This is a genomic window from Saccharopolyspora sp. ID03-671, assembly GCF_045278815.1.
Taxonomy (GTDB): domain Bacteria; phylum Actinomycetota; class Actinomycetes; order Mycobacteriales; family Pseudonocardiaceae; genus Saccharopolyspora; species Saccharopolyspora ipomoeae.
In genome coordinates this window covers 3,846,492-3,869,320 of the sequence record NZ_CP134054.1, presented here as the reverse complement: position 1 = coordinate 3,869,320, position 22,829 = coordinate 3,846,492, and the positions used below count along the sequence as shown (strand labels likewise).

Here is a 22,829-nt window from a genome sequence, read left to right as displayed (position 1 = left end):
CCGATATATCGGCGCGATATAATCCGCCGGGTGACCCGGTCGGCGTTGACAGTCCTTATTATTCGCGGCGCCTATTAGACGCTGGTGGGAGGTGCAGATGCTCGAACTCGCGGTGCTCGGGCTGCTGCACAACTCGTCCATGCACGGCTACGAGCTGCGGAAACAGCTCAACGACACGCTCGGCGTGTTCCGGGCGCTCTCCTGCGGATCGCTGTACCCGACGCTGCGCAGGCTGTGCCGCGCCGGGCTGATCGAGGAGCAGTCGGACGCCGACGAGTCCAAGGCCTGGGGCCGACGCGCCCGCCGCGTGTACCGCATCACCGCCACCGGCGAGCAGCGCTTCGCCGAGCTGGTCGCCGACAGCAGCCCCCGCGCCTGCGAGGACAACGCCTTCGGCGTGCACGTGGTGTTCTTCTCCCGCACCCCCGCCGACGCGCGGCTGCGCATCCTCCTCGCGCGGCGCCGCCGCGTGGAGGAGCGGCAGGAGGGCCTGCGCAGCGCGCTGGCCCGGTCCGGCGAATGCCTGGACCGCTACACGCGGGAGCTGCACCGGCTGCGGCTGGACCACAGCGAGCGCGAGGTTCGCTGGCTGGACGACATCATCGAGACCGAACGAGCCGAGCAGGCCGCTGCCTCGGCGGCAGTGCCCGATTCGACCAGGCCCGATTCGACCGGGCCCGAACCCGGTGGCTGCCCGCGCGCGGGCGATCCGCCACCGGCGCAACTCAAGCAAGGACACGACAGATGACCAAGAAGGAGGGCCCTGCCATGGGCGGAGATCGTCCCGGTCGCTCGGTGCGAGTGGCGATCGTCGGCGTTGGGAACTGCGCTGCATCGCTGGTGCAGGGTGTGCACTACTACTCCGACGCCGAGCCGGACACCCGGGTGCCCGGTTTGATGCACGTCGCCTTCGGCGACTACCACGTCAGCGACGTGAAGTTCGTCGCCGCGTTCGACGTGGACGCCAAGAAGGTGGGTCGGGACCTCTCCGAGGCCATCGTCGCCAGCGAGAACAACACCATCAAGATCGCCGACGTACCGCCGCTGGGCGTCACCGTGCAGCGCGGCCACACCCACGACGGTCTGGGCCGGTTCTACCGGGAGACCATCGAGGAGTCCGACGAGCAGCCGGTCGACGTGGTCCAGGCGCTGCGCGACGCCGAGGTCGACGTGCTGGTGTCCTACCTGCCGGTGGGCTCCGAGGACGCCGACAAGTTCTACGCGCAGTGCGCCATCGACGCGGGCGTGGCCTTCGTCAACGCGCTCCCGGTGTTCATCGCCTCCGACCCCGAGTGGGCCGCCAAGTTCACCGAGGCCGGCGTCCCGATCGTCGGTGACGACATCAAGTCGCAGGTCGGCGCCACCATCACGCACCGCGTGCTGGCCAAGCTCTTCGAGGACCGGGGCGTGCACCTGGACCGCACGATGCAGCTCAACGTCGGCGGCAACATGGACTTCCTGAACATGAAGGAACTGGAGCGCCTGGAGTCGAAGAAGACCTCCAAGACGCAGTCGGTGACCTCGCAGGTGGACCGCGACCTGGGCAAGCGCAACGTGCACATCGGCCCGTCGGACTACGTGCCGTGGCTGGACGACCGCAAGTGGGCCTACATCCGGCTGGAGGGGCGCGCCTTCGGCGACGTGCCGCTGAACCTGGAGTACAAGCTCGAGGTGTGGGACTCGCCGAACTCGGCGGGCATCATCATCGACGCGATCCGCGCCGCCAAGATCGCCAAGGACCGCGGCATCGGCGGCCCGATCCTGTCGGCCTCCTCGTACTTCATGAAGTCGCCGCCGGAGCAGTACTCCGACTCCGACGCCTACCAGGCCGTCGAGGACTTCATCGCGGGCGACGCCGAGCGCTGACCCGGACCGGAAGCCAGAAGCGGGGCACCCACCTCACCGTGGGTGCCCCGCCTCGTTCAGCAGGGGTTACATGACCCAAGGTGTACCTCCTTCCGGGTCGGCGACCAGGTCTTTTTCAGATTCCAATGGTCATCTTGCGTGCTGCGGGGGTGGGGTTCCACGCCTCGCGGCTCCGCCGCTCGCACTCACTCCTCATTCAGGACCGCACCTTCGAAGTCAGCTGGTGTTCGGCTCGGGCGAGGACCGAGTGGACCGAGGCGTGGCCGTCGGTGGTGACCCAGGAGACGCGCAGGCCCGGGCGGACGCGCTTGCGCCCGACGCGCATCGGCCAGCCGGCGACCTCGCGGGCCTGCGCGGCGATCCGCTCGCCGGTGCCGCTCGGGTGCTCGGCGACCACCGCGAACTCGTCGCCGCCGTAGCGGGCCACGGTGTGCTCGTCCTTGAGCCCCTCGCGCAGCCGTCCGGCCAGCGTGGACAGCATCTCGTCGCCGCGCTCGAAGCCGTGCGCGGCGTTGAAGTCGGCCAGCCGCTGCACGTCGATGAGGACCAGGGTCGACAGCGTGCCCCGGGAGCGGGAGCGGACCAGCGACTGCTCCAGGCGGTCCAGCAGCAGCACGCGCCCGGGCAGCCCGGTCAGCGGGTCGAGCAGGCCGGAGGAGTGCGACACGTCGGTGTGCACCGACTGCAGCAGCACCAGCACTCGCCTGCGACCGCCGACGGTGACCGCGTGGTAATCGGCCCAGATGCGGCTCTGGGTGTGACCGCTGATGATGACGAGCGGGATGGACAGCGGGCAGCCCGCCCGCAGCACCTGCCCGGCCAGGTCGGCCCAGTCCGGCATGGGCGAGCCGGTGTCGTCGCGGACCTCCCAGTCGTGCGGGCGGGTGCCGGTGAGCATGTCGGCCTTGTCGAGCTGCATCAGCCCGGCGGCGACGTCGTTGGTGGCCAGCACCTGGCCGCGGTCGTCGGTCAGCAGCATCCCGACGTTGAGCCCGCTGACGAGTTCGTCCCACACCGGCGCCAGCTGGGCAGCAGCCACGTCGAGGACACTCATTCGGCCCCTCCCTCCCCACCAAACGGAGCAGTCCGTTCGAGCCTCCCCTTGTGACCGGGCGTTTTTCAAGAGCGAAGCGACCACCCGTAACGGTGGAATAACCGTCCGTCCAACACAGAGCGTCAAGGCTCTTGTCACACCTTCCCCACGCGTCACCTCGATCTTCGGAAATTGATCATTCGTGCAGGTGAAACACGATCGGGAAGACCTCGCCGAAACGCCACGAGTCCACAAGCGATAGAGAGAGCGTCACAACCGGACTCCGACCGTCGGAGACGACCGGACTCATCTCTACCCTGGGGCGGCAGTGGTAGCCGAGAGGATGGTGCATGTCCATGCCCGGAACCGCGGACCTGCGTCCGCTGGCCGAGCGACTGCGTGATCACAGGTCGTTGCTGGCCGTCATCGCGATCGCCGAGCTGATCGCCGTGGTGGTGGTCTCGACCGTCAACACCCACGACCACATCGACGGCGAGGTCTACCGGCAGGGCGCTCAGGCGCTGCTGGCGGGCCGCGATCTGTACCACGGCCTGCCCCCCACCGAGTCCGGGCTGCGGCTGCCGTTCATCTACCCGCCGTTCGCGGCGATCGTGTTCGCGCCGCTGGCGCTGGTGCCGAAGGCGATCTCCACCGCGGTGATCATGCTCGTCAGCCACCTCGCGCTGCTGACCACGCTGTACGTGGTGCTGCGCGAGTCGACGTTCCTGCAGGCGCACCGCGACAAGGTGCTGCTGGTGACCGCCGCCGTGCTGCCGATCGCCACGATCAGCGAGCCGATCATGGAGACGATCACCTACGCGCAGATCAACATCGTGCTGATGGCGCTGGTCGTCGTGGACTGCCTGTGGCGGGTCGAGGGCACCAAGAAGCTGCCCTACCCGCGCGGCCTGCTGATCGGCATCGCCGCCGGCATCAAGCTCACGCCGCTGGTGTTCCTGCTGCTGCCGCTGCTGCGCAAGGACTTCCGGATGATCGCCGTGTCGCTGCTGGGCTTCGCCGGCACCGCGCTGCTCGGGCTGCTGGTCACCTTCGACAACGCCCGTCGCTTCTGGCTGCACGAGATGTTCGCGACCAGCAACGTCAACTTCGGGCCGAAGTTCACCGGCGACGCCTCGACCTACGCGGGCAACCAGTCGATGAAGTCGCTGCTGGCGAAGCTGAGCGTGCCGCACCTCGGCCTGCTGCTGGGCGTGCTCGTGGTGCTGGTGCTGGGCCTGGCCGTGCTGGGGATGCTCAACGCGATCCGGCAGCGCGACCTGCCGACCGCCGTGGTGATCAACGGCGTGCTCGGGCTGCTGCTCTCGCCGATCTCCTGGTCGCACCACTGGGTCTGGGCGATCCCCGGCCTGGTGCTGCTCGGCGGCGCGGCCGTCGTGCGCCGCGACTGGGCGATGCTGCTGATCACGACGATGATCGGCTGCTTCTTCATGATGGGCCCGCACTGGAAGATGCCCCAGGGCAAGGGTCTGGAGCTGACCTGGAACGTCTTCGAGCAGTTCGTCGGCAACTCCTACGTCTACTTCGGGCTCGCCTTCCTGATCTACAACGTCGTCCTGTGGTGGCGGGAGCGGGACCGGGAACCGGTGGACATCCCACGGGTGGAGAAACCGCCTGCTGTGACGCCCTGAGACGTGAAGAAGGCCCCCTCCGCCGGAGGGGGCCTTCTTCGCTCTCGCCATCAGATGCGGTTCATGACCACGGTCTCGGCGTTGTCGAAGCGGTGCATCATCTCGGGGCTGACCGCCGGCATCGGCAGCGTGACGTCCGGGGCACCGGACAGCAGCGGCAGCTCGGAGCGGGAGGCGACCATCGTCCGCTCCGGCAGGACGGCGTCCTCCAGCGCAGCGGTGATCCGGTTCGGCGTCGGCGCCGAGGCCGAACCGTTCTGCAGCGCGTTGAGCTCGCCGAGGCCCGGCAGCGGCGCGGACAGGCCCGGGCCGCTGCGCTCGACGGCGCCCGGGACCTTGGACAGCTCCAGCAGCGACAGGCCGTCCAGCAGCGGCACCTCGGTGACCGGGGCCTGCCGCTCGCCCGGCACGTGCAGCGGCACGAATTCCGCGGGCGAGGCCGGGGGAGCGGGCGGTTCGGCCAGCGCCGCGGACAGCACCAGCGGCGGCACCGTGTGCAGGTCGCTGCGCAGCCCGCCCACGTCGGAGGCGGTCAGGTCGACGGCGTCGGTGGCCAGCAGGCCGCCTTCCAGCAGACCGGCGGGCTCGGGCTGCTCGCGGGAGGCCAAGGCGCCCTCGTAGAGGTCCATGATCCCGTCGGCCTGGCCGAAGCCGTCGAAGTAGACGAGGTCGTCGTGCGGGATGACCAGCTCGGCGGTCTGCGGCCCGCTGTCGCCCGCGGGATCGCGGACGACGTCGCCGATCGAGGCGGACCAGCTCAGCGAGCGGTGGAAGCCCTCGGCCGGGGTGACCGGCGCGGGCCCCTGCGCCGCGCGGCGCAGGTCCAGCGGCTTGGCCTCGGCCGGGTCCGCGGCCCACCCCGCCAGCTGCAGCGGCGACTCCTGGAAGCGCAGCGCGGGGATCTCGCGGGTCAGCTCGTTGGCGGACTCATCGAGGTGGTCACGACGCTGCGCACCCTCTGCGAACAGGTCTCCGGCCAGGCAACGGCCCAGCGGCGCAGTGTCGTCGAGCGCGGGCGGGAACACCGACTCTCCCAACGGCATCGGACGCTGCTGACAGGCGTCCCCGGCGGAAGCGACCCCCGTTCCGACGGCCAGCATGCCACCAGTGACCAGCGCGGTCTGAACGCCGCGCTTCGCCCAAGTCTGCATGGATCTTCTCCTTCACCAGGCTCCCCGCGTTCGGGGGGAAAATCAACTTCGAGCGCCGCACCGAAATCAGAACTTGATCATGGTCGGTCGGCGGTGGACTCAGATCGCGAAGTGACCGGCGCGCGGCATCGCCACGCTGCGAGTCGCGGCCGGTCAGCGGGTCAGTCGGGAGTCGCGCCGGGCTGCGGGGCCGGGACGCCGCGCGGCAGCTCGTGCCGATCGCCGGCGCAGGCGTCCGGCCGGGCGGCGTCGGCCCTCGGGACCGCCGGGTGCCGACCGAGCAGACCGGTGCCGTGCTGCTGCCCGTCCGCCGTCTTGGCGCACCCGGCGGGCGCGGGCAGCGCGGAGCCTCCCTCCGGGAGCTCCGGGTCGGGGGTGTCGGGAACGGGGTGTCCGCCCGTCCGGACCGGGTCGTCCGCATGCACCGCGGACGCGGGCTCCGGAACGGGGGCGTCCGCGGCGGGCCGCGGGACGTCCGCCTGCCGGTCCGGCGCGGCGGCGGTGTTCGGGGTGGGTTCCGCCGGATCCGCGGGCCCAGCGGCCTGCGGGGGTTCCGCGAACTCCGGCGGCTCGGCGGCGGTCTCCTCGTCGAGATCGCCGGTGAGCAGGTGCCCGACGGGTTCGGCGGGCACCAGGGAGAGCGGGTCGACGCGGTCGAGCGGGAACGAAGCCGGACCGGACACCCGCTCCACCGCCGCGGCCGGAACTCGCGCGACCTGATCGGTGAGCGCGGCCGCCCCGGACAGCGCCGGGGAGTCCGACAGGACGGGGGCGTCGGTGAGCGACTGCGCGGGCTCGTCCGACGCCGCCTCCGCGGGCTGGCCGATCAGCAGGGCCGCGGAGGTCCCGGCAGCCGCCGTTCCGGCCAGGACCAGGGCACGACCGAGCCACCGCCGTGCGGCGGTGAGCGTCGTGCGGTCGCGGACGGACATCGCGGTGCCAGAACCTCCTCGGCCTGCTGTGACTCCCCCACGGAGCTTCGTCCTCCCTCGCGTCCGGAACTCTGTCAAAACAAGGTCGACTTCCGTAAGCGCACGGAAGCCAGTTCGCTACATCGTGTTACACACCCCGACTTGCCGAACCCCCCGAACCGGACGTCCCGATCCGGGCGATGACCCCCGATCCCAATGGAGATCGGGTTCCTGATCTCCATTGAGATCGCGTCCCCGACGGGGCGGGGTGTCCGGATTGCGCCGGTGTTCCGGGTCCCGATTGCGGCCGCATTCCACGTACGACCCGGATTGCGGCCGTGTTCGGGTTCCGGAGAACGGCCGTAATCCGCGTACGACCCGGACTGCGGCCGTGTTCGGGTTCCGGAGAACGGCCGTAATCCGGTCGCCCCGGGCACGACGGGTGGCGGCGTTGGGGGGTTGCGGAATCAAGATCGGCGATACGGTGGCGGGGTGAGCGAGCCGAAGATCAGCGGGCCGGACGACGCCTCGACGTCGATCCCACGGGTGCTGCGGGTGTCCGCGGCGGTGAGCTGGCGGATGCTGGTGATCGCCGCCGCTCTCTACGTGATGGGCGTGATCATCACCCGGATCTACGTGGTCGTGATCCCGGTGGCCATCGCGCTGCTGCTGTCGGCGCTGCTGGCGCCCCTGGTGTCGTGGCTGGCCCGGCACAAGGTGCCCCGGTCGCTGGCGACGGTGATGGTGCTGGTCGGCGGCCTCGCCGTGGTCGGCGGAGTGCTGACCGGCGTCGTCAACGCCTTCATCAACGGCTTCCCCGACCTGCAGCGCCAGGTCGTGGCCAGCCTCGAAGCGATGCGGCAGTGGCTGGCCGTGTCGCCGCTGCACCTCAACGACGACCAGATCGCCAACTACATCCAGCAGGCGCGGGACTGGCTGCAGTCCAACCAGGCGGTGCTCACCAGCGGCGCCCTGTCCACGGCGAGCACCTTCGGCAACCTGCTGACCGGCCTGGTGCTGGCGCTGTTCACCCTCATCTACTTCCTGCACGACGGACGCCGGGTGTGGCTGTTCGTGATCCGGCTGGCCCCGCGCCACGTGCGCGACAAGGTCGACCGCGCCGGCATCGCCGGGTTCACCTCGCTGGTCGGGTTCGTGCGGGCCACCGCCCTGGTCGCGGTGGCCGACGCGCTCGGCATCGGTCTGGGCCTGGTGATCCTGGGCGTCCCGCTGGCGATCCCGCTGGCCGCGCTGGTGTTCCTCGGCGGTTTCGTGCCGATCGTCGGTGCGGTCGCCTCGGGCGCGGTCGCGGTCCTGGTGGCGCTGGTGACCAAGGGCTGGGTCGTGGCGCTGATCGTGGTCGGCATCGTGCTGGCCGTGCAGCAGCTGGAGGGCAACGTCCTGCAGCCGCTGATCCTCGGGCGCGCGGTGCAGATCCACGCGCTGGGCGTGGTGCTGGCGATCAGCATCGGCGTCGTGATCAACGGCATCGTCGGCGCGCTGCTGGCGATCCCGATGGTCGCGGTGCTCAACGCCGCCATCCGCGCGCTCGTCGCCGTCGAGGAGGAGATCCCGGACACCACCGGCCTCCCGCTCGAACCGTCCGATGAGGAACCCGAGGACGAACCCGCCGACGAGACCGAGGACGACGAGAAGAAGAAGGACTAGGCGATTCTGCGGCATGCGGCGGAGCCGCGTTCTCTTCCACCACCCCGGCAACTGGCACCGGAGCGGGTTCTGAGCGCCTTCGCGGCGAGCACGCCGGGACGCCGCGTATTCGAAATGCTCAAGGAGCGGCGCGCGGAGTCCACGGAGGCGCGGCGCCGTCCCTTCGGGGGTTTCCGCCACCCGCACCGCTGAGCAACGCGAGTCCTCAACAGTCCCTAGGCCACCGTCACGGCGTTCCGGCCCGCTGCCTTCGCGGCGAGCATGGCGGCGTCGGCGGCGAGCAGGAGGTCGGTGAGCTCGTAGTCGAACCGGCCGGTGACCGCGACGCCGATGCTCACCGTCAGGCCGGTGAGCTCGCGCTGCTCGCCCCGGATGTCGCGGACGGGCACCGACAGGGCGGTGGTGGCCGCGCGGATCCGGTCGGCCACCCGGTAGGCGGTCTCGCACTCGGTGCCCGGCAGCAGCACCACGAACTCCTCACCGCCGAAGCGCCCGGCCAGGTCCTCCCGGCGGACGTTGTTCCTGAGCATCCCGGCGAACCTGCCCAGCACGGTGTCGCCCGCCACGTGGCCGACCTCGTCGTTGACCCGCTTGAAGTGGTCGAGGTCGAGCAGCAGCACGGCGACCGGCTGCTGCCGCTGCCGGGCTCGCATCAGCTCCAGCCGCGCGAGCCGGTCCCAGTGGGTGGCGTTGGCGAGCCCGGTCTTGCCGTCGCTCTGCGCCGACCGCCGCCACTGCGGCAGCTGGCTGGCCAGGTCCAGCAGCACCATCGACGGACCGGCCAGCAGCGCGGCGAACGGCGCCCACTGCATCGCCACCGCCAGCAGACCGCCGAGGCTCGCCGCGACGATGCCCAGCAGCACGTCGATCGGCTCGCCCAGCACCGCGGTGCGGGTGGCTTCCGGCCTGCGCAACCGGATCCCGCCCGCGACCACCGAGGACCGCACGACCAGCAGCACGACGCCGGTGACGAAGAACCCCGGCGAGGTCCACACCGGCTCGTCCCAGCCCATCACCAGCCGCGCGGCGAACGTGGCGACGGTGGTGGCCGCGGTGGTGAACAACCAGCGGTGGGGTTCGGGCCGGTCGTGCAGGACCCCGTGCAGCGCGGGCCCGAGCAGCAGCAGGGCCAGGAGATTCGGTGGCAGCAGCAGGATTCCGGCCGCGAGGTAGACGATGTGCAGCGTCCAGGGGTTGCGCCGGATCTGCCGCCGGAGGTTGATCGATACCGAGGTGACCACGATGGTCGCGCCCGCCGTCACGGCCAGCGCCGCGAAGTGGGCGAGGTCGTCGGGATCGGGCCGCCGCCCGGTGACGAACACCAGCACGACGAGGGCCAGCGCGAGCGCTTGGACGAGCAGGACGTAGCCGATCGCAGCAGGGCGCATCCGCCACAGCGACCAATGCCCCATCTCTCACCTCCCGTCCGGAGCCTCGCACAGCGATTCGGCGGACCGAAGCACAACGTGAAAACGGTGAACGGCGTTTCGCGCCGAAGACCCCCGACCGGGCGTGACGGCTCGGCGGAACGGAGCAACGCGACGCGCGTCGCTTTCCCTCCCGCGCGATTCCGCCGCGGGCCGCGCGTGGGGCAGGATGGTCGGTCGGGAGGAGTTCGAGTTGACCGGTTCGCAAGCAGCGCCGACGCCACCTCAGGTGGCCGACGGGCGCACCCCGCTGTGGCGGGGGCACAACGTCTTTCGCGTCGTGACGTTCCTCTACGCCGCGTTCTGGTTCGGCATGAACTACAGCTCCTACGCGCGGCCTTGGCTGGCGGCCATCTGCATCAGCTGCATGGCGGTGTGGACGGTGTTCACGATCTGGCGCTACCGGACCCGGGCCGGGCGCACGAACCTCCTGGTGGCCACCGACGTGGTGGTGGTCAACGCGCTGTTCCTGCTCAACGAGTTCATCCTGACCGAGGCGCACATGAACACCTCGGACCCGTCGGTGGTGACGGTCTGGCACTCCACCGGCGTCACCGCGGCGGCGGTGCAGTGGGGGATGAAGGGCGGTGTCGTCGCGGGGGTTCTCGCCGCGGGGGCGAACCTGCTGATCCGCGGCCGGATCGGCTCGGACATGGCGATGGACACGCTGCTGCTGGTCGGGGTCGGGCTGGTGATCGGTCTGAACTCGGACACCGCGCGCCGGTCGACCGAGCGGCTCGCGCGGGCGCTGCGCGCCGAAGCCGCCACGGCGGAGCGGGAACGGCTCGCCCGGTCCATCCACGACAGCGTGCTGCAGGTGCTGGCCCGGGTGCGCAGGCGCGGCGCCGAACTCGGCGGCGAGGCGGCGGAACTCGCGGAACTGGCGGGGGAGCAGGAGATCAAGCTGCGCTCGCTGATCGCCACCAAGCCGGAATCCACTGAGGACGGTGAGACGGACCTGGCGGCCCGGCTCCAGGTGCTGCGCACCGCGCGGGTGCACGTGTCGGTGCCGGGAAACCCGGTTCGGCTGACGGAGCAGCTCAGCGCGGACCTCGCGGCGGTGGTCCGGGAGGCGCTGGCCAACGTCGACAAGCACGCGGGCGAGAAGGCCCAGGCGTGGGTGCTGCTGGAGGAGCTGCCGGAGGAGATCGTGCTCAGCGTCCGCGACGACGGGCCGGGCATCCCCGACGGACGGTTGGACGAGGCCGCCGCCGAAGGGCGGATGGGAATTGCGAAATCCATCCGGGGTCGGGTCACCGCCCTGGGTGGGATGATCACCCTCGACACCGCGCCGGGCGAGGGAACCGAGTGGGAGGTGCGCGTCCCGCGCGCTCCCGAGACCCCCCGCGCCCCCAGGAATGCACGCCGCAGAGGAGGAGAGCGATGAGCGAACCGCCGGTCACCGTGATGGTCGTCGACGACCACCCGATGTGGCGGGATGGGGTCGCGCGCGATTTGGGCGAGCGCGGTTTCGAGGTCCGCGCGACCGCGGGCGACGCCGCGTCGGCGCTGCGCATCGCGCAGGCCGTGACGCCGGACGTGGTGCTGATGGACCTCAACCTGGGCGACACCTCGGGCGTGCAGGCGACGCTGCAGATCACCCAGGAGATCCCCGGGACGCGGGTGCTGGTGCTCTCGGCGAGCGGCGAGCACGCCGACGTCCTGGAGGCCGTCAAGGCCGGCGCCTCGGGCTACCTGGTCAAGTCCGCCTCTGCGGAGGAGCTGGTGGACGCGGTCCGCCGCACGGCCGCCGGCGACGCGGTGTTCACCGCGGGCCTGGCCGGCCTGGTCCTCGGCGAGTACCGCCGCATGGCGATCACCCCCGACTCGGAGCACCAGGCCCCGCAGCTCACCGAGCGCGAGACGGAGGTCCTGCGCCTGGTCGCCAAGGGCATGACGGCCCGCCAGATCGCGACGAAGCTGGTCATCTCCCACCGCACGGTCGAGAACCACGTCCAGTCGACGCTCCGCAAGCTCCAGCTCCACAACCGCGTGGAACTCGCCCGCTACGCGATCGAGCACGGCCTCGACCAAGACGGAGACCCCGACCCCGAGGACTCCTGACCCGGCGCCACGTTGCCGCGTGCGGCGTCGAGGTCAGACGAGGGTCGTCTTGGTGGTTTGCCGAGCTGCTGCTGCGCTGGGGGCTTCGAGGGCTGCTTCAGCGGCCTTGCGGAACGTGTCGAGGGGGTGTTGGGCGAGGGCTGCGCCCACCGCTCGGACGGCCGAGGCGTTCATCGAGAGGCTGGTGACCCCGAGACCCGCGAGAACGCCCGCCAGGTGCGGGTCGGAGGCGGCTTCGCCGCAGACACCTACCGATTTGTCGACATGTCGACCCGCCTGCCCGACAATCGCGATGAGCCGCAGCAGCGCGGGCTGCCAGGGGTCGTTGAGCCCGGCCAGCGCGCCGGCCATCCGGTCGGCGGCGAAGACGTACTGGGCCAGGTCGTTGGTGCCGATGCTGACGAAGTCGACGGCCTGCAGGATCTCCGCCGCCGACAGCGCGGCGGCCGGGACCTCGATCATCACGCCGACTCGATCGATTCCGCGGGCGCGAGCGCGCTCGGCGAACCACGCGGCCTCGTCCGCGGTGGCGACCATCGGCGCCATCACGGACACCTCGGCTCCGGAGTCCTGAGCCGCTCCGGCGATCGCCTCCAGCTGGGTGTCGACCAGGTCCGGCCGGTCGAAGGCGACCCGCAGGCCGCGCACGCCCAGCGCCGGGTTCGGCTCGACGCCCATGTCCAGGAACGCCAGCGGCTTGTCCGCCCCGGCGTCGAGGGTGCGCACGACCACGGGCTTGCCCGCGAACGGCGCCAGCACCTCGGCGTAGGCGGCGCGCTGGGTGGCCACGTCGGGTTCGACGTCGGCGCCCAGGTAGCAGAACTCGGTGCGGAACAGCCCGACTCCCTGCGCACCGGCCTCGACGGCCGCGGTCGAGTCGGTGGCCGAGCCGACGTTGGCCAGCACCTTGACCGGCGCGCCGTCGGAGGTCTGCCCGACGCCGTCCCAGTCGGCGTGCTCGGGTCGCTCGGCGGCTCGGACCGCGACCTCGGCGTCGGAGAGCTCCACCGTCCCCTCGTCGCCGTCGACGGTGGCGCCGGAGGCCGGGACACCGGAGGCGGGGACACCGAGCACGCCGCGCACCGCGACGACCGCCGGGATCCCGAGCGCGCGCGCCAGGATCGCGGTGTGGCTGGTGGGCCCGCCCTCCTCGGTGACCAGCGCGAGCACCAGCTCGGGGTCGAGGTCGGCGGTGTCGGCGGGCGCGAGGTCGCGGGCGACCAGCACGCTCGGCGCGGTGATCTCGGGGACGCCGGGCGGGGTGACGCCCTCGATCACGGCGATGATCCGGTCCCGCACGTCGTGCACGTCGCGGGCGCGCTCGGCCATGTAGCCGCCGGCGGCGCGCAGCGCGTCGGCGAAGCCGTTGGCGGCCTCGAAGACGGCGCGGGCGGCGGGCAGCGACCGGGTCGTCACGAGCTGCTCGGCCTGGGAGGTCAGGGCCGGGTCCATGGCCATCGCGGCGGTGGTCTCCAGCACGGCCTTGGCGTCGCCGCCGACCTTCGCGGCGCGCTGGAACAGCCCTTGGGCCACCGCGTCGGCGGCGGGGCTGATCCGGGCGGCCTCGGCGACGAGATCGGCCGGGGCGGGCGTGGCGGCGGGCTCGGGCAGCGGGTCGGCGACCCGGACGATCGGCCCGGCGGCACGGCCGGAGCTGACTCCGACACCAGTCAAACGCGACATGGTCTAGACCATACCTTTCCGAGTTGCTCAGCAGAAGCGCGCGGCGCGGATACGACACGCACCTCAACACCCCGCTGAGACCAGCGTAGGGACGGTTTTCCCATTTGGCTTGATCGTGTGAGCCAGTGGGCTCCCGCGGGTCCGCCGCGGGTTCCTACGTCACCCGGATGCAGCAGCGGGTGGCGTTACTCATAGGTAACAACTGAGTAGCCGTACGGATCCGGCTCGCACCCCTGAAATCGCAGGCTGTGGGCATGACATTCACCGCGACGCTCACCGAGCCGAAACTGGACGCGCACCGCTTCACCGAGCGACTGGCCGCCCTCGTGACCTTCTTCGCGGCCCAACCCTCACCGTCCGACGACGACCCCGCGAGCCACCGCTTCCGCGCCGCCCAGGCCCCCCGTTCCCGGGCCGACGAGGACCGGGCCGAAACCGCCCCGGGCGAGCCGGTCGACACGAGCCACCACGACGAATCCCAGTCCCCGGTCGCCTCGACCGGGGAACCCGGCGAACGCGAACAGCGGAAAGGCCGGAAAAGACCGGGAAGGAAACGCGAGTAACGCCCTCACCAGGGAAAACACTCTGAATGCAAAATTTGATGTGCTTTCGGACACAGCGGATTATTCCGCTTGTGATCCACCGTTCGAGCGAATTCCGCTGTCAAGGTGGATCTTTTCCCCGGGCGTTGCCGTCAAACTGAACGGGTTGTCGCTCGTCGGTAATCGCGCCATCGACGATCGCAACCTGCTGTGGGCCGGCCGCAACGCCCCCCGTGCGGTCGGCCCACGGTCTCAGCTCCCCGGGCCCGCTTCCCGGGTCAGGACGACCCGCTCAGGCGGGCAGCAGGTGCGGAGCGCGCTCGGCCACCGCGGCCAGGACCTGCCGGGTCGACGGGTTGACCGCCTGCCAGTCCCCGATCACCACGGTGGGCACGGTCTCGTTGCCGTCGGCGATGGAGCGCACGACGCCCGCCGCCTCCGGGTCCTGCCAGATGTCGACCTCCTCGAACGCCAGACCGGACCCCTGCAGGCCAGCGCGCAGCGACATGCAGAACGGGCACCCCGGCCTGCTGTAGACGGTGACGTGTTCCGCGGACATCCGACCTCCAGTTCGCCAAGCTCCTCTGCAAGCTTCAACGATCCCGGCGCCGAATTCATCCGCCGGGAGACGCAGCTCATGTCGTCCACACAGGACCCCTTCCAGCGCAGCGGTGACGCCCGTTACGGTCTGACCGTCCGGCCGAGGGGCCGGGCCGGGACCGAGGGGTGGAGGACATGACGGAGCTGTCCCCGCGCGAGACGGAGCTGTCCCCGCGCGAGCGGGCGCGGGCGGCCACCGAGCAGGACATCCGGCACCACGCCCGGACGCTGCTCGTCGAGCACGGCAGCGACGCGGTGACGCTGCGCGCGATCGCGCGCGAGCTGGGCATCACCGCGCCCGCCCTCTACCGCTACTACGCCTCCCGCGAGGACCTGCTGCGGCAGCTCTGCGACGACGTCTGCGCCGACCTCTCCGAGGAGCTCTCGGCGGCGTTCGACCCGGTCACCGAGCACTTCCTGGACCGCACGTTCGCGGTCTGCCGCCGGTTCCGCTCCTGGGCGCTGGCGCACCCGAAGGAGTTCGCGCTGGTCTTCGCGACCCCGAAGGACCGCTCCCGGCAGCCGGACCGGTTCGCGGGCGTGTTCCTGAGCATCGTCGCCCCGATGATCTCGGAGAACCCGAACGCGCAGGAGAAGGTGAAGGCGTCGGTGGACCTGCCGGACCTGTCGGTGCAGCAGAAGTCGTTGGCCGACGCCTTCTCCCACGAGGGCATCGACATGCCCCCGGAAGCCCTGGACGCGGAGGCGGTGTACTTCCTGATGCGCTGGTGGGTGCGCCTGTACGGGCACATCGCGCTGGAGGTCTTCGGCCGCTTCCCGTTCGAGGTGATCCACGCCGATCAGCTCTTCGACGCGGCGCTGCAGGAGCTGGCCGAGGAGAGCGGCCTGATCTGAGCCTCACTCAGTGTGGTCGGATCAGCGCGGGCCCGAGCTCGACCTGCACGCGCGGGTGACAGACGTCCGCGTGGAACCTCTCGCGCAGGCGATGCGCCCCGATGTAGGGCGGCGGCTCCGTCCGAGCCCGCATCCGCGCCGTCCCGGGACGCCGGTCCGCCTCCAGCACGGCGATGAAATACCTTGCGAATTCGGAGAGTTCGCTCCGCTCGCGGATCGACTTCTGCAGCGCCCACACGGTCAGCGCGCCCGGCCCTGACCCCGCGTGCTGGCCGTTCCCACCGCGCAGCGGGAAGGTCAGCAGGACAACGGCCGTCACCAGGAGTGCACCCACTCCCACGAGCCACCCGGTTGAGAACACCTGAAGCGTGATTTCGTGAAACATGCTGTCATACCTCCACTTTCATCAGTCCGATGTGGAGAGACTAGCGACGCGCCCCCGAGGCCCCGCAGCGGCTCCGGCGGCTCTCCGGCCGCGCGGCATTGTCCCGTCGTTCCCGGGTTGCGGAGGGGGACGGTTTTTCCTCGAATCACCCATGATCAATGTCCGTTTTGCCCGGACAGTTCGAGGAAAAACCGTCCGCTGGCGAGGCGCGGCGCAGCGCGGAACCACCGCATGATCGTTTTCGGGTGATCGAAATTCGGGGGATTGTAGCCGTTCGGCAGGCGGTTCCGCGGAGGTTCATCAGATCGGGAAAACGGGGGCGATGGGGTCGTGTTCGCGGTCATGAATTCGGTTGCGCCGGTTCGCGGATTTCCGTCGTTCGGCGGAGCGGGAGGGCACCTGGGCGGAGTTGTCACAGAGCGCATCCGAATGGCGATCAGGAACGTCTCCCAGATCACGCGAGTGTCGCAATGGCACGCTACCTAGGCCACATCTTCGCTGGTCATACCGCCCATCTCGTCACGATCAGTGTTTGATTGCGCGGTAAATCGCTTTCGATCGTCGCCCCAACAGCGTGGTAACTTCGTCGTTCCCGGTGCTTTCGAATTCATTCACGCACGCTAACGACGGAGCACTCCCCAGTGGACGTGGCATTGTGGGTTGCCCTCGCGGCAATCGTAGTGATTCTGCTCGCCTTCCTGGTTTCCCTGCAGCGCCTCAAGTTCCAGATCCGGCTGCGCGATGAGGAAGCGCACCACTTGGTCACGCGGCGACTCCCGGCGCTGATGGACGCCGAGCGCGGCCTGCCCATCGACGTGCCCGGGCCGCTGCGCCCCAACCTCGCCGACACCGCCTTCCAGCACGAGCTGCAGACCGTCATCGGCCAGTTCGCGGGCTTCGCCGACGAGACCCGGCAGCGCGCCGACCGCGCCGCCAAGGCCACGCTGATCTCCACCATGCGCGGCGTGCAGAGCCTCGCCAACGAGCAGCAGCTCGCCATCACCGAGATGCAGCACGAGCACGACGACCCGGGCGTGCTCGCCGGGCTGATGAAGATCGACCACGCCAACTCGCAGCTCGTGCGGCGCGCCCAGGCCACCGCCGTGCTGTGCGGAACGTGGCCCGGCCGGCAGCGCTCCGCGGCGCCGGTGCTCGACGTGGTGCGCGGGGCGACCTCCCGCATCCGCGACTACCTGCGGATCGAGGCGCACGCCGAGAGCGAGCTCGCCGTGTCCAGCCGCGCCGTCGAACCCGTCGTGCTCGCGCTCGCCGAGCTGCTCGACAACGCGGCCCGCTACTCGCAGCCCGCCACCCAGGTCCAGGTGCACTTCCAGCCCGCGCACAACGGGCTGTCCATCGTCGTCGACGACGCCGGTGTCGGCATGAGCCCCGAATCCCGGGAACGCGCGAAAGCGCTGCTCACCGGCCGGGAAGTCGTCGACATCAACAAGCTCGGCGACCCGCCGCAGATCGGGTTCGCGCTCGCCGGGGTGCTCGCCGCGCGGTACGGGTTCAAGGTCTTCGTGGAAGCCGCCTCGCCCTACGGGGGCATGCGCGCGGTGCTGTTCCTGCCCAACGAACTGCTCACCAAGACCGAAACACCCGCTCCCGCACCGGCGATGAACGAACCGGCCGCGAACGAACCGGCCGGGCAGCAGGAGACCAGCAGCGGACTGCCCAAGCGGCAGCGCCGCAGCAGCACGACCGTGCCGACCCGGGCCCGTGACCAGGGGAACCGACCTGACCAGGGGAATCGGGCCGAGCAGGGGAACTGGGGAAGGGGCAAGCCATCGGTGATGGGGGCGTGGCAACGCGGCAGCCTCACCGGTCGCGGGTCCGAGGACAAACCGGACGACGAAGAGGGAACGACCGCATCATGAACCGACAACACGACCTGGGGTGGATGCTCGACGAGGCGCTGCGGATCCCGGAGGCCAGGCACGCGATCCTGCTGTCCTCCGACGGGCTGCTCATGGCCCACTCCGCGGACATCACCTCCGACGAAGCCGAGCGGCACGCCGCGGCCATGTCCGGCCTGCAGTCGCTGGCCCGCGCCAACGCAGCGTTCTGCGGCTCGACCGAGAAGTCCTGGCAGCAGACCATCACCGAGTACGACCACGGCTTCGTCTTCCTCGTCGCCGCGGGCCCGCGCGCCTACGTCGCCGCCTCCGCAGGTCACGGCGTGGACGTGGAGAGCATGACCCACCGGTTGATGGAGCTCGTCCAGCGGCTCGGGAAGGAACTCAGCGCCGGTCAGCGCGTCGGTGAGTTCGCGTGAAGCGCCGCGAGAGCGCGTTGGTCCGACCGCACGTCGTCACCGGCGGCCGAGCCCGACCGTCGCGCAACACCTTCGAGATGGACACCCAGATCTTCGCGGTCCGCCAGGCCTCGCCCGGCACCGCCGGACCCGAGATGCGGCGCGTGCTGGGGCTGTGCCGGGAGCGGCCGATGTCGGTCGCCGAGCTGTCCGCGCACCTCGCGCCCGCTCAGCGTGACGAAGGTGCTGCTCGGAGACCTGCTGGACAGCGGTCACATCGTGACGCGCAGCGCCCAGCGCGACCTCGAAGCGCCACGGCTGGAACTGCTGCAGGGCGTCCTCGACGGGCTCCGCGCCGGCCTGTAGGGAGCACTCGTGACCGACAACCGAACCCGGCTGCACGCACCGGAATTCGCCGCCGACCCGCAGACCGCCTACCGGCGGCTGCGGGAGGCGGGGCCGACCGCACCGGTGGAGATCGCGCCGGACGTGCCCGCGACGCTGGTGCTCGGCTACGCCGAAGCCCTGCAGGTGCTGCGCGATCCGGCGAACTTCCCGAAGGACCCGAGGTCCTGGCAGCGCACCGTGCCGCAGAGCTGCCCGGTGCTGCCGCTGATGACCTACCGGCCGAACTGCCTGTTCACCGACGGCGCCACGCACACCCGGTTGCGCGGCGCCGTGACCGACGCGCTCGCCCGCGTCGACACCCGGGAACTGCGCACCAACCTGGAGGAGACGGCCGACGCGCTCATCGACCGGTTCGCCGCCGACGGCAGGGCCGACCTCGTCGAGCAGTACGCGCGGGTGCTGCCGCTGCTGATGGTGACCCGCATCTGCGGGGCACCGCCGGTGATCTCGGAGAAGATCGTCTCCGGCGCGCTGGCACTGTTCGACGGGGTGGACAGCGGGCGGGGGATCGGTGAGGCGGTCGCCGAGCTCGTCGCCGCGAAGCGGGGCAAACCCGGCCCCGACGTGGTGTCCTGGCTGCTCGCCCACCAGGCCGGGCTCTCCGACGAGGAGGCGGTGCACCAGGTGGCGCTGCTGTGCGGGGTGGGCAGCGAACCGCTGCAGAACCTGATCGCGAACACGCTGCGGCTGCTGCTGGTCGACGAGCGGTTCGCCGGTGATCTCTCCGGTGGGAGCCTGCCGGTGGGCGACGCGCTCGACGAGGTGCTGTGGACCGATCCCCCGATCGCCAACCACGGCGCCGTCTTCCCGCCCCGGGAGGTGCAGGTCGGCGGCAACCCGGTGCCCGCGGACCAACCGCTGCTGATCAGCTTCGCGGGCGCGAACACCGATCCCGCGGTGGATTCCCCCGGGAGAGCGGGGAATCGGGCGCACGTCGCGTTCGGCGCGGGCAGGCACGCGTGCCCGACACCCGCGCAGCGCATCGCGCGGATGACGGGCACCGCGGCCGTCGAACGCGTCCTGGACCGGTTGCCGGACCTGGAACCCGCGGTGCCCGCCGACGCGCTGGAGTGGAAACCCGGCCCGTTCCACCGGTCCCTGGCCTCGCTGCCGGTGACGTTCCCGCCACCGCCCCAGCAGATCCGGCCGTGGCTCGGCTCGCCGACACCGGTCGTGCGACGGGAACCGGGCCCCTACCAACCCGTCGGGCGCTGGGGAGCGCTCCTCCGCTGGCTGCGCGGGGGCTGACTACAGCGAGCCGACCTTCGCCTGGTGCAGCTTCTTCACGACGTTGAGCGCGTCCGGGTACTGGCCGGAGCCGGATTCGTGCAGCACGTAGGCGGTTCCGCCGAGGTCGTCGATGCCCTCGGACATGCTCGGCGAGCGGAAGCAGTGGGTCGCCGGGATGTCGATGTCGGTGGCGCCCTTGGTGGTGACGTAGAGGTTGCTGCGCACGTCGCGGGACAGCGAGGTGCTGTAGACGAACTTGTCGCCGGTGACCATCAGGCCCTGGGTGCCCTTCGGGACCTCGTAGGACTTGCCGGTGGTGAGGTCTCCGTTCTCGGCGACGCTGTAGGCGTACATCTTCTCGCGGCCCTCGCGGCTGTACTTGCCCGCGTAGACGGTGTTCCCGTCGCCGGCCAGGAACGACGCGCCGTAGACCTCGCGGGCCTGGCCGGTCTGCTTGAGGTACGGGCTGCCCTCGGCCTTCAGCGCGTCGGCGATGCGGGAGAGCTCGTACTTGCGGATCGTGTAGTGGCCCTCGGAGTTGTTGCGGCCGGTCACGAACGCCCAGCCGCGGGCGATCGCGATGCCGCTGGCGTGGGTCTCGGCGATCTCGACGTCGCCGACGGTCTTGCCGGTGGCCGGGTCGACGCCGTAGATCTTGGCGTTCGAACCGTCCTTCCCGTACGCGGTGACCAGCAGCAGGCCGTGGCCCGCGCCGTCCCAGTCGTTCCAGGCGGCCAGGCCCTGCGGCGTGTGCTCGGGGATGCCCGGGATGTCCGGGCCCGCGCTGAACTTCTCGTCGTAGGTGTAGCCCGCCGAAGGCCCGCCGTAGAAGGAGGCGTCCTCGCCGCTGGAGTCGGAATCGCAGGTGATCGCCGCGCTCTCGGCGGCCGACCCCGTCACCGGAACCCCCAGCAGCAAGGCACCGCTCACCGCGGCCACGACGCTCTTCCGGACCAGCGCTCTCATCGTTTCTCCCTCAGTGGTGTTCAACGCGGACACGGTTGAGACGCAGCGGAACCGTTTCGGTTCCCTCCGCTTCGAACACCACCGGGGAAAAATCGCGTCAGGGGAGCGGGTTCGCCCTGTCGTGGGCGATCTGCGCGCCCTGGCGCGCGGATTCGGCCCCGGTCGCGATGGGGGCCGTGAGCCACTGGCGGGGCATGCCGAAGGCCTCGACGAGGTCGACCGCGTGCGGGCGGAGTTCGCCGCAGAGCGTGTTGATCGCCTGGGTGATGGCCTTGGCGCGGCGCGGGCTGATGCGCTCGTGTTCCAGGAACCAGGCCTTGTCCTCCTCGACGATCGACAGCGCGTAGAGGTCGCAGAGCTTGTCGAGGAGTTCGGCGTTGCGCGGGTCCCGGCACCGGTCGACGGCGGCGACGAACGCGTCCAGCACCAGCCGGTCGATGTGCACCCGCGCGGCGCGCAGCACGTGGTCCTGGGCGTTGTTGAACACGTCGAAGGCGTTGTCCTTGTTCGCCTTTTGCAGCCGGCGGCCGAGACCGTCGAGCACGTGCTCCTCGCGGTCCTGGAACGCCTTGAGCTGCCAGCCGCGGTCGAGGATGTCGTCCTTGTTCGAGGCGTCGATGATCCGCTGCACGATCGAGTGCGCGGCGGAGCGCTCGATGACCGCGCCGACGAACTGGTCGGCGACGAACTTCGCCAGGCCCAGCGTGCCGATCCCGTCGAACTGGTCCTTGTAGTTGGTCAGCAGGCCCTTGGCGACCAGCTGCAGCAGGACCGTGTTGTCGCCCTCGAACGTGGTGAACACGTCGGTGTCGGCCTTCAGCCCCGCCAGCTGGTTCTCGGTGAGGTAGCCCGCTCCGCCGCAGGCCTCGCGGCAGGTCTGGATGGTGTGCGTGGCGTGCCAGGTGGTGACCGCCTTGAGCCCGGCGGCGCGGGACTCCAGCTCGCGCTGGGCCCGCTCGTCACCGCCGCGCTGCACCTCGTCGAGGGCCTGCACCAGCTCCTCCTGGGCGAAGTGCAGGGCGAACGACTTCGCCAGCGCGGGGAGGAGTTTCCGCTGGTGCGCCAGGTAGTCGAGGACCACGACCTCCTCGTCGCCGCCCGGCCGGTCGAACTGGCGGCGCGCGTCGGCGTAGCGCAGCGCGATCTCCAGGGCCAGCTTGGCGGCGGAGCCCGCGGTGCCCGCCACCGAGATCCGGCCGCGGATCAGCGTGCCGAGCATCGTGAAGAACCGCTTGCCCTCGCTGTCGATCGGGCTGCTGTAGGTGCCGTCCTCGGCGACGTCGCCGTAGCGGTTGAGCAGGTTCTCCCGCGGCACCCGCACCCGGTCGAAGTAGAGGCGGCCGTTGTCGACGCCGTTGAGCCCGGCCTTGCGCCCGCAGTCCTCGATCCGCACGCCCTCGCAGGGGTTCCCGGCCTCGTCCCGGATCGGGACCAGCAGCGCGTGCACGCCGTGGCTCTCGGCCCCGGTGTTGCCATTGCCGCCGGTGATGAGCTGGGCGAACACCACCGCCATCCGGCCGTCGCGGGCGGCGTTGCCGATGTACTCCTTGCGCGCCGCCTCGTGCGGGGTGTGGACGACGAACTCCTGGGTCGTCTCGTCGTAGGTGGCGGTGGTGCGCAGCCGCTGCACGTCGGAACCGTGACCGGTCTCGGTCATCGCGAAGCAGCCCGGCAGCTCGACGCTCATGATGTCGCGCAGGTAGCGCTCGTGGTGGCGCTCGGTGCCGAGCGCGACGACGGCGCCGCCGAACAGACCCCACTGCACGCCGGACTTGACCATCAGCGACAGGTTCCCGGCCAGCAGCTCCAGCGAGACGACCGATCCGCCCTGGTCACCGCCGCCGCCCTGGGCGACGGGGAACCCGAGCTCGGGGACGCCGGATTTGGCCAGCAGCCGCAGCTGCTCCAGGGTCCGCGCCCGGTGGCTCTCGGTGTCGAGGTCGTCGGCGTTGGCGAGGTCGTTCTCGCGCAGCGACGCGCGGACCTTCTCGCGCACCGACGCCCACCGCCCGTCCAGCAGGGCGCGCAGCTCAGCGGCGTCGAAAGCGGGCCCCGCCGCGGCGGAACCCACGTCAGCGGACCTCGTTTCAGCGGGCCTCGTGTCAGCAGGCTGGGTCATCTCGCGGCCTCCAGG

General features: G+C 70.8%; 20 protein-coding genes and 1 pseudogene. 12 read left to right on the top strand and 9 right to left on the bottom strand.

All coding sequences use genetic code 11. The features are described 5' to 3' along the window. Nucleotides 1-97: 97 nt before the first annotated feature. Nucleotides 98-748: a PadR family transcriptional regulator gene (locus REH65_RS17730; protein WP_406688372.1), complete on the top strand. Its 651-nt coding sequence runs from the start codon at nt 98-100 to the stop codon at nt 746-748. Further along, a complete protein-coding gene (locus REH65_RS17725) occupies nt 745-1,866 on the top strand; it encodes an inositol-3-phosphate synthase (protein WP_406688371.1) in 1,122 nt (373 codons plus the stop codon). Before REH65_RS17730 ends, REH65_RS17725 begins: the two co-directional genes overlap by 4 nt. Nucleotides 1,867-2,062: 196 nt before the next feature. Here the strand turns inward: REH65_RS17725 and REH65_RS17720 are convergent, their stop codons facing one another. After that, nucleotides 2,063-2,920 carry a GGDEF domain-containing protein gene (locus tag REH65_RS17720; protein ID WP_281457579.1) on the bottom strand — a complete coding sequence of 286 codons (858 nt, stop codon included), beginning with the start codon at nt 2,918-2,920 and terminating at the stop codon, nt 2,063-2,065. Between the two features lie 329 nt (nt 2,921-3,249). On the opposite strand from REH65_RS17720, the gene REH65_RS17715 reads away from it, so the two are divergent. Then, complete coding sequence (locus tag REH65_RS17715) at nt 3,250-4,548, top strand: glycosyltransferase 87 family protein (RefSeq protein ID WP_281457580.1); 1,299 nt, start codon at nt 3,250-3,252, stop codon at nt 4,546-4,548. Nucleotides 4,549-4,598: 50 nt separating this feature from the next. On the opposite strand, the gene REH65_RS17710 is transcribed toward REH65_RS17715, so the two are convergent. Next, nucleotides 4,599-5,699 carry a hypothetical protein gene (locus tag REH65_RS17710; protein WP_406688370.1) on the bottom strand — a complete coding sequence of 367 codons (1,101 nt, stop codon included), beginning with the start codon at nt 5,697-5,699 and terminating at the stop codon, nt 4,599-4,601. A gap of 161 nt (nt 5,700-5,860) precedes the next feature. Further along, nucleotides 5,861-6,631, bottom strand: coding sequence for a hypothetical protein (locus tag REH65_RS17705; protein ID WP_406688369.1), 771 nt, complete (start codon nt 6,629-6,631; stop codon nt 5,861-5,863). A 471-nt stretch (nt 6,632-7,102) separates the two neighbouring features. Between REH65_RS17705 and REH65_RS17700 the strand changes: the two genes are divergently transcribed. Then, complete coding sequence (locus REH65_RS17700) at nt 7,103-8,278, top strand: AI-2E family transporter (protein WP_406688368.1); 1,176 nt, start codon at nt 7,103-7,105, stop codon at nt 8,276-8,278. 215 nt (nt 8,279-8,493) lie between these two features. On the opposite strand, the gene REH65_RS17695 is transcribed toward REH65_RS17700, so the two are convergent. Next, nucleotides 8,494-9,690 carry a diguanylate cyclase gene (locus tag REH65_RS17695; RefSeq protein WP_406688367.1) on the bottom strand — a complete coding sequence of 399 codons (1,197 nt, stop codon included), beginning with the start codon at nt 9,688-9,690 and terminating at the stop codon, nt 8,494-8,496. Nucleotides 9,691-9,898: 208 nt separating this feature from the next. Between REH65_RS17695 and macS the strand changes: the two genes are divergently transcribed. Together macS and REH65_RS17685 are read left to right on the top strand one after the other, a co-directional pair. Next, on the top strand, nt 9,899-11,092 hold the full coding sequence (gene macS / locus REH65_RS17690) for a MacS family sensor histidine kinase (protein ID WP_406688366.1): 1,194 nt from the start codon (nt 9,899-9,901) through the stop codon (nt 11,090-11,092). Further along, on the top strand, nt 11,089-11,769 hold the full coding sequence (locus REH65_RS17685; protein ID WP_281457586.1) for a response regulator transcription factor: 681 nt from the start codon (nt 11,089-11,091) through the stop codon (nt 11,767-11,769). Before macS ends, REH65_RS17685 begins: the two co-directional genes overlap by 4 nt. A gap of 33 nt (nt 11,770-11,802) precedes the next feature. Here REH65_RS17685 and ptsP read toward each other — a convergent pair whose 3' ends face one another. Beyond that, nucleotides 11,803-13,452, bottom strand: a complete 1,650-nt coding sequence (gene ptsP / locus REH65_RS17680) for a phosphoenolpyruvate--protein phosphotransferase (RefSeq protein ID WP_406688365.1) — start codon at nt 13,450-13,452, stop codon at nt 11,803-11,805. 254 nt (nt 13,453-13,706) lie between these two features. On the opposite strand from ptsP, the gene REH65_RS17675 reads away from it, so the two are divergent. Then, nucleotides 13,707-14,015 carry a hypothetical protein gene (locus REH65_RS17675; protein ID WP_406688364.1) on the top strand — a complete coding sequence of 103 codons (309 nt, stop codon included), beginning with the start codon at nt 13,707-13,709 and terminating at the stop codon, nt 14,013-14,015. Nucleotides 14,016-14,286: 271 nt separating this feature from the next. Here the strand turns inward: REH65_RS17675 and REH65_RS17670 are convergent, their stop codons facing one another. Then, entirely contained in the window at nt 14,287-14,553 is a 267-nt protein-coding gene (locus tag REH65_RS17670) for a glutaredoxin domain-containing protein (RefSeq protein ID WP_406688363.1), read from the bottom strand. 176 nt (nt 14,554-14,729) lie between these two features. Between REH65_RS17670 and REH65_RS17665 the strand changes: the two genes are divergently transcribed. Further along, nucleotides 14,730-15,449, top strand: a complete 720-nt coding sequence (locus REH65_RS17665; RefSeq protein ID WP_281457590.1) for a TetR/AcrR family transcriptional regulator — start codon at nt 14,730-14,732, stop codon at nt 15,447-15,449. Between the two features lie 7 nt (nt 15,450-15,456). Here the strand turns inward: REH65_RS17665 and REH65_RS17660 are convergent, their stop codons facing one another. Beyond that, nucleotides 15,457-15,834, bottom strand: coding sequence for a hypothetical protein (locus REH65_RS17660; RefSeq protein WP_406688362.1), 378 nt, complete (start codon nt 15,832-15,834; stop codon nt 15,457-15,459). A gap of 680 nt (nt 15,835-16,514) precedes the next feature. Here REH65_RS17660 and REH65_RS17655 point away from each other — a divergent pair. The 4 genes and pseudogenes from REH65_RS17655 (at nt 16,515) to REH65_RS17640 (ending at nt 19,747) form a co-directional block, all read left to right on the top strand. After that, a complete protein-coding gene (locus REH65_RS17655; protein ID WP_406688361.1) occupies nt 16,515-17,714 on the top strand; it encodes an ATP-binding protein in 1,200 nt (399 codons plus the stop codon). Next, complete coding sequence (locus REH65_RS17650) at nt 17,711-18,112, top strand: roadblock/LC7 domain-containing protein (protein ID WP_281457593.1); 402 nt, start codon at nt 17,711-17,713, stop codon at nt 18,110-18,112. The genes REH65_RS17655 and REH65_RS17650 overlap by 4 nt, the downstream gene beginning before the upstream one ends. After that, nucleotides 18,109-18,457, top strand: a pseudogene (locus REH65_RS17645) (DUF742 domain-containing protein). The gene REH65_RS17650 and the pseudogene REH65_RS17645 overlap by 4 nt, the downstream one beginning before the upstream one ends. Nucleotides 18,458-18,466: 9 nt before the next feature. Then, nucleotides 18,467-19,747, top strand: a complete 1,281-nt coding sequence (locus tag REH65_RS17640) for a cytochrome P450 (protein WP_406688360.1) — start codon at nt 18,467-18,469, stop codon at nt 19,745-19,747. Here REH65_RS17640 and REH65_RS17635 read toward each other — a convergent pair whose 3' ends face one another. Both REH65_RS17635 and REH65_RS17630 read right to left on the bottom strand, forming a co-directional pair. Further along, nucleotides 19,748-20,695, bottom strand: coding sequence for a hypothetical protein (locus REH65_RS17635; RefSeq protein ID WP_406688359.1), 948 nt, complete (start codon nt 20,693-20,695; stop codon nt 19,748-19,750). Between the two features lie 97 nt (nt 20,696-20,792). Beyond that, on the bottom strand, nt 20,793-22,766 hold the full coding sequence (locus REH65_RS17630) for an acyl-CoA dehydrogenase (protein ID WP_406688358.1): 1,974 nt from the start codon (nt 22,764-22,766) through the stop codon (nt 20,793-20,795). Between the last annotated feature and the right edge of the window lie 63 nt (nt 22,767-22,829).

Coding starts and splice junctions, on each gene's coding strand:
- REH65_RS17635 (WP_406688359.1), bottom strand. CDS start 20,695: ATGAGAGCGCTGGTCCGGAAGAGCGTCGTGGCCGCGGTGAGCGGTGCC.
- REH65_RS17650 (WP_281457593.1), top strand. CDS start 17,711: ATGAACCGACAACACGACCTGGGGTGGATGCTCGACGAGGCGCTGCGG.
- REH65_RS17725 (WP_406688371.1), top strand. CDS start 745: ATGACCAAGAAGGAGGGCCCTGCCATGGGCGGAGATCGTCCCGGTCGC.
- REH65_RS17665 (WP_281457590.1), top strand. CDS start 14,730: ATGACGGAGCTGTCCCCGCGCGAGACGGAGCTGTCCCCGCGCGAGCGG.
- REH65_RS17720 (WP_281457579.1), bottom strand. CDS start 2,920: ATGAGTGTCCTCGACGTGGCTGCTGCCCAGCTGGCGCCGGTGTGGGAC.
- ptsP (WP_406688365.1), bottom strand. CDS start 13,452: ATGTCGCGTTTGACTGGTGTCGGAGTCAGCTCCGGCCGTGCCGCCGGG.
- REH65_RS17685 (WP_281457586.1), top strand. CDS start 11,089: ATGAGCGAACCGCCGGTCACCGTGATGGTCGTCGACGACCACCCGATG.
- REH65_RS17730 (WP_406688372.1), top strand. CDS start 98: ATGCTCGAACTCGCGGTGCTCGGGCTGCTGCACAACTCGTCCATGCAC.
- REH65_RS17710 (WP_406688370.1), bottom strand. CDS start 5,699: ATGCAGACTTGGGCGAAGCGCGGCGTTCAGACCGCGCTGGTCACTGGT.
- REH65_RS17670 (WP_406688363.1), bottom strand. CDS start 14,553: ATGTCCGCGGAACACGTCACCGTCTACAGCAGGCCGGGGTGCCCGTTC.
- REH65_RS17660 (WP_406688362.1), bottom strand. CDS start 15,834: ATGTTTCACGAAATCACGCTTCAGGTGTTCTCAACCGGGTGGCTCGTG.
- REH65_RS17695 (WP_406688367.1), bottom strand. CDS start 9,690: ATGGGGCATTGGTCGCTGTGGCGGATGCGCCCTGCTGCGATCGGCTAC.
- REH65_RS17705 (WP_406688369.1), bottom strand. CDS start 6,631: ATGTCCGTCCGCGACCGCACGACGCTCACCGCCGCACGGCGGTGGCTC.
- REH65_RS17715 (WP_281457580.1), top strand. CDS start 3,250: ATGTCCATGCCCGGAACCGCGGACCTGCGTCCGCTGGCCGAGCGACTG.
- REH65_RS17675 (WP_406688364.1), top strand. CDS start 13,707: ATGACATTCACCGCGACGCTCACCGAGCCGAAACTGGACGCGCACCGC.